This is a genomic window from Nevskia sp., from assembly GCF_023266035.1.
Lineage (GTDB): Bacteria > Pseudomonadota > Gammaproteobacteria > Nevskiales > Nevskiaceae > Nevskia.
The window spans coordinates 1-5,896 of record NZ_JAHFRY010000193.1 but is presented as its reverse complement, the minus strand read 5'-3'; the positions used below and the strand labels follow the sequence as shown (position 1 = coordinate 5,896).

The 5,896-nt window shown below is 65.2% G+C and carries 5 protein-coding genes; all 5 read right to left on the bottom strand.

All coding sequences use genetic code 11. From position 1 onward, the window contains the following. A partial coding sequence (locus Q0D45_RS20355; protein ID WP_293397405.1) for a wax ester/triacylglycerol synthase domain-containing protein occupies nucleotides 1-762 on the bottom strand: 762 nt, incomplete at its 3' end. A 47-nt stretch (nucleotides 763-809) separates the two neighbouring features. Then, a complete protein-coding gene (locus Q0D45_RS20350; protein ID WP_293397402.1) occupies nucleotides 810-1,817 on the bottom strand; it encodes an NAD(P)H-dependent glycerol-3-phosphate dehydrogenase in 1,008 nt (335 codons plus the stop codon). Then, complete coding sequence (locus tag Q0D45_RS20345) at nucleotides 1,814-3,262, bottom strand: HAD-IB family hydrolase (RefSeq protein WP_293397399.1); 1,449 nt, start codon at nucleotides 3,260-3,262, stop codon at nucleotides 1,814-1,816. Before Q0D45_RS20345 ends, Q0D45_RS20350 begins: the two co-directional genes overlap by 4 nt. After that, nucleotides 3,259-5,127 carry a 1-acyl-sn-glycerol-3-phosphate acyltransferase gene (locus tag Q0D45_RS20340; protein ID WP_293397396.1) on the bottom strand — a complete coding sequence of 623 codons (1,869 nt, stop codon included), beginning with the start codon at nucleotides 5,125-5,127 and terminating at the stop codon, nucleotides 3,259-3,261. The genes Q0D45_RS20345 and Q0D45_RS20340 overlap by 4 nt, the downstream gene beginning before the upstream one ends. Then, nucleotides 5,124-5,896: alpha/beta fold hydrolase (locus Q0D45_RS20335; RefSeq protein WP_293397393.1), on the bottom strand; the 773-nt coding region annotated here is incomplete at its 5' end. The genes Q0D45_RS20335 and Q0D45_RS20340, both read right to left, overlap by 4 nt.

The following is a 5,896-nucleotide window of genomic DNA, read 5'->3' as shown; positions in this document are numbered from 1 at the left end:
GGCCACCGGCTTGATGCCGAGCATCCGCTTCGCCGAACTCAGATAGTCCATCGTCGTCTGCGCGTCTTCCGGATACTTGATCCAGGCCGCAGTCTGGCGGCCAAGCTGGCCGGCACTTTCGACGGCGCGGCGCGGCAGCGAGATCAACTGCTTGCGCAGCGCCTTGAAGCCGAGATTGGCCGCTGTCGCCGCACGGCGGCGCGCGTAGACCGGGGCCGGCTCCGGACGCTGATCGGCATCGCGATCGCGGCTGAACACGCGGCTCATCAGCTGGACGATGCCGAGGCCGTCGGTGGTCGCGTGGTGCATCTTCAACACATAGGCAGCACGGCCGCCGGACAGGCCTTCGATCAAGGTCGCTTCCCAGGGCGCGCGGGCGCGATCGAAAGGCGCCATCGCGATCAAGGCGCCGGCATCGAACATCTGCCGATCGCTGCCCGGCTCCGGCAGCCGCGTGCGGCGCAGGTGGTAATCGAGATCGAAATCCGGGTCCTCGACCCAGACCGGATTGCCGACGCCTTTCGGCACCACCACCTTCTGGCGGAAGCGCGGCACGGCGTTGACCAGCCAGCGGTGATCAGCCTTGAAGCGCTCCCAGTCGGGCACGCGGTCGAGTTCCATCACCGAGACGATCGTCGAGCGCAGGCGCGGATCGACTTCGGCGAGCCACATCACCGCCTCGAAGGCACTCATCTCGTTGGGGCCGCCCCAGGCGCGCAGCTCGTCGAGCACTGCGTTGTCGATGTTGTCCGGCTTGCTCATGTCGCGGGTATCCCTGTGTTCGTGTTTGCTGCGAGAGGCTGCGCGGATCAGCCGGCGCTGTTTTCAGCACCGGCGGCCAGCCGGCGCAGGCCGCGGAAGGCCTGCACGGCGCCATGCTCGCCCTTGACCACGGCGGCCACTTCGGCGGCGATCGGCATCACCACGCCGTATTGCGCCGCCAGCTCCATGACCACGCTGGAGGTCTTGATGCCTTCGGCGACCATGTTCATCGAAGCAACGATTTCCGCCGTCGTGCGGCCCTTCGCGAACTGCTCGCCGACCTGGCGATTGCGCGACAGCGGACTCATGCAGGTGGTCAATAGATCGCCGAGGCCGGTCAGGCCGGAGAAGGTTTCCGCCAAGCCACCGAGCGCGACACCGAGCCGGGTGATCTCGGCAAGGCCGCGGGTGATGACCATCGCCCGGGTGTTCTCGCCAACCGAAAGCCCTTCGGCCATGCCGGCGGAAATGGCGATGACGTTCTTCAGCGGCCCGCCAAGTTCGCAGCCGATGACATCGCTGTTGGTGTAGACGCGAAACACAGCGCTGGAGAACAGCGGCTGCAGCGCGCGCGCCACCTGTTCGTCGGCCATCGCCAGCACCGCCGCAGCGGCCATGCCCTGCAGCACTTCGCGGGCGATGTTCGGGCCGGCCAGCAAGCCGGCCGGATGGCCGGGCAGTTCCTGATTGATGACCTCGGTCATCCGCATGTGGCTGCCCTGCTCCAGGCCCTTGGCGAGGCTGATCACCGGCACCCAGGGCCGCAGCAGCGGCGCCACCGCGCGCAAGCTGTCACGGAAGCTGTGCGAGGGCACGCCGACCACCAGCACGTCGCAGTCATGCACCGCTTCATGCAGCGACGAGGTCGCGAGCAGCCGCGAGCACAACGGCAGACCCTTCAGATAAGCAGAGTTGCGATGCTCGCGATTGATCTCGTCGGCAGTGTCGCTTTTGCGCGCCCAGATCGTGGTCTGGGTGTTGCGCGAAGCCAGCGACGCGACGGTGGTGCCCCAGGAGCCGGCACCGAGCACGGCAATGCGGATCTTCCGGCTCATGCTGCCTGCCCTTCGGAAGTCGGCCAGTGGTTCATCGTGTCGACGTACTGCTGCTGCACTTCGGCGATCCGTTCGTTCAGCTCTTCAAGCTTCCATTTCGAGACATCGATGCCCGGCAGCACGGTCACCTGCAAGGTGCCGGCGCGCATCGTCTGATCGTTGCGGCCCATGATCTCGCCGGCGTTGCGGATCACCACCGGCACGATCGGCACGCCGGCCTGCATCGCCATGTGGAAGGCGCCCTTCTTGAACTTGCCGAGCTTCGGCGTCCAGGAGCGCGTGCCTTCCGGTGCGATGCAGATGCTCAGGCCGGCCTTCAGGCGGTCGACGGCGGGCTTCAGTGCATCGATCGACTTCTGCGAATTGGCGCGATCGAGGAAAGCGATATCGGTCATCTTCATATAGCGGCCGAAGCCCGGCACGTTCGCCGCTTCGGCCTTGGCCACACCGCTGAATTTGCCGCGCACCAGCTTCATCATCAGGAACAGATCGAACTTGCTCTGATGATTGAGGATGAACACGCAGGGCCGATACTTGTGCAGGTTTTCTGCGCCGACCAGATCGACCTTGACGCCGAGCACGGCGAATGCGGCATCCCCCGCCGTGGCGGTGATGAAATCGGCGGCGCGGCGGGTATCACCGGTGAGCTTTTCCAGCCCCAGTCCGGCGACGAAGCTGGCGCCCATCGCGGCGTAGGCACCGACGGTGCGCGCCACCGCTTCCGCGGGGCCACGGCTGCGGCGCGGAAAGCGCAGCACCGGCCAGCCGCCGTCGATGGCGACCTTTTCCAGCTCCGGCTTCGGCTGAACCGCACTGGGCTTGCCGACCGCTTTCAGAAACGCGATGTCCTCGTTGCCGTTGGCGTAGCCATAGCTCGCTTTCAGGTTGACGCCATTGGCTTTCGCAAACGCCCGAACGCCAGCAGCCTTGCCATCGCCCCAGGCCGGCGAACCTTCGACGCCACCCGTGAGCCGGCCGTTGCGGATCATTGCCCGCGTGCAGACGATGTGTTCGATGCCGTACTCGCGCGCCAGCGGCTCGATCTGATACAGCGTCGCCGACGAAGCGATGGCCACCGTGTGGCCTTTCTTCTGATGGGCGTCGACCAGTTTCCAGGACTCCGGGAACAGGGTCGTCGCCGTCTTCGCCAGCCACAGCCGCTGCCAGAGCGCGCGCATCTCGGCTTCGGTCTGGCCGGCCCAGTCGAGAATGCCCTTGCCGATGATGTCGTTGAACTCGGCATCGCTGAGATCGCCCTTGCGGGCCATCTTCACGGTCTCGATCAGCTCCTTGGCGCCCATGTCACCGCGCTTGATGCGATCGGTGAAATAGGCCGCCGCCGAATAGCCGTCGATCAAGGTGCCGTCGTAATCGAAGAAAGCACCGATCTTCGGCCCCGAGGGACCATCGGCGATGCGCTGCAATTGCTGCTCGAGTGCGGTCATGCGGAAGCGGATTCCTGGAGTTCAGCGGCGAGTTCCGGCGCTGGGGCACGGCGTGCCACATCCAGCTGTTCGATCGCCGCGAGGCGTTGCACGACCGAGGCCAGCTCGTCGGCGAAATCCCGACGACGCTGGGCGAGATCCGGCGCGCCCGGCTTCAGCAGATCGCGATTCGCCGCCAGCGACAGCGCATTGGCAAACACTTCGCGCGACACGCATTCGGGGCTGCTCAAGCGCTTCTGCATGACGTACTGGCGGCCGACGCTGACGCATTCCTCGGTCAGCTTCTTCTTGTCGATCTTGGCGTCCACCGGCTGCGCGGCGAGACGATCGGCAACGATGAAATAGGCTTCGATGAACGGCGTCAGCACCCGATGGGCAATCAAGAACGAAGCGTTCAGCAGGATGCCGCGCCGGCCCTCGACAGTGACCGCCTTCTGCCGGAACTTGACGTCGAACATTCGCGATTCGGCTTTCTGTTCCTCGCGATAGGTGGCCTTGTCGCTGAAGAAGAAATCGAACTTCAGCAGATCGCGCAGCGCGAACGCCGATTGCCAGGCGCGCTCCAGCGGGCCGGTGAGTTCATCCTGGCTGGTGTCGAGCAGCGCCACTTCGAGAATCGCCCGATTGATGAACCAGTGCACCGCGCTGTTGCGATAAAACGCGGCCACCGAATGCTGGCCAGGCTCGATCGCGAACACCACTTCGGTGCCGGCGTCATAGCGGCTGACCACACCGCTATCCTTGAGCGTCGCCAAGGTCTGCTCGATGCCTTCGGCACTGCGCAGCTCGTCGAGATGAGAACTCGGCAGGCCGCGGGCATCGGCGTAGTCGAGCAGCGGCAGCACCAGCTCGTGCACTTCGGCCAGGGTCAGCGCGCGATCGCGCACGCCAAGCAGCGCCAGGGTGACCAGCGCCGGTGCGGTGACCGGCGTGACCCGGTTGATGCGCTGGAACACTTCGAAGGCGATCTTGGCGACCGTCCACTTGCCGGAGCCATCGGCATCGGCGCGCGCCAGTGCTTCCTTCAAGCTCAAGGGCTCGCCGAAACGCACGTAAGCGCTACCGATCAGCTTCTGCTGCGTGCGGGCATAGCCGGCCAGCCAGAGCAGATTTTCCTTGGCCTTGGCGGCACCCGCTTCCTCGGCAGCCATGCGGCCGACTTCGTGCATCTGGTCGTAAGTGGTCGACACCGGCACCAGCAGCATGTCGTCGGCACCGCCGCTTTCGATCGCCGACACCAGATAGCTCAGCAGGCCGTACTTCGGCGGCCGGAGCTTGCCGGTGCGGCTGCGCCCGCCTTCCATGTACCACTCGAGGTTCTTGCGCTGCGACGCCAGCCAGGCGAGGTACTCGCGGACCACCAGCTTGTAGATTTCGTCGTCCTGGAAGCTGCGCCGGATCAGGATGCCGCCGGAGCGGCGGATGATCGTGCCGAGCGGCCAGAAGCCGAGGTTGTTGCCGCCGAGGATGTGGTTGCGCTTCAGGCCGTTGTCGCGCAGCAGGCGCGACAGGATGAAGGCATCGGCGTAGGAGCGATGGGTCGGCAGATAGACCAGCGCATTGGTCTCGTTGAGCTGCTTGAGCTTGGCCAGCGCGTCGAGATCGGCATCGACCGTCCAGGCCCGCGTGTGCAGCGGGCCAAGGCCGTAATCGAATATCGCCGCGAACGCCGGGCTTTGCACGGTGACGATCTCTTCGAGGCCTTTCAGCGCTTCGGCGGCGACCTTGTCGACCGGCAACTTCAGCTGTGCGGCAAGCTTGGCGATCTGATCGACGAAGCGTTCGCTGCGCGAGACCTGCCGGGCCACCTGACGGCGCTGGATCAGGGTCGCGGCGACCACCGGGTTGAGGGTCATCAGATTCATGTTGCGACACTTCCTGCGGCCGGCGTATCGACACGCGCGGTGGTGGCGAGAATCACCGACGTCACCAGTTCAGGATTGTCATACATCGGCACGTGGCCGCAGCCGGGCAGGAACAGGCTTTCCGAGCCCTGCACCAAGGTCTGTAGCGGCTTGCCGTAGCGCGCGAACGGAATGACCTTGTCGAGCTCGCACCAGGCGATGCGTACCAGCGGCGGGTTGACCTTGAACGGCGCAATGCCGCCGCGCTGGCTCATGCTGACCAGCAGCGCCGGCAGCATCGTCGTGTCGCGCATCGATTTCATCGCCCGGCTGCTTTCCTCGGCCGAAAGGAGATCGCCGCGCTCCATGGCCTGCTTGTTCAGCATCCGGCGCAGCCAGGCAAAACGCAGGAACAGCGCGGTCAGGAAGATCAGGATCGGCAAGATCGCGAAGATGATGCGGAACAATTTGGCGATTGCCTTGTAGTCGTCCTGGGTTGCCCAGCCGCCAGCAGGAGACAAGGCGGTAACCGACGTCGCAAAACCGCGCCGTGCCAGTTCCAACGACAGCCAGCCACCCAGGGAATTGCCGGCGACGTGGGCGTGCTCGATACCGCGTGCCTTGAGATCGGCGATCAGCAGATCGGCGAGCACATCGACGGTGGGCGTGACGCCTTCGGGAATCGCCGGGCCACCCGGATGCCCGGGCAAGGTCGGCGCGATGATTCGATGGTGCTTCTCCAGCAGCGGCAATATCGGCTTCCAGATATGCCAGGTGCCGCATAGTCCGT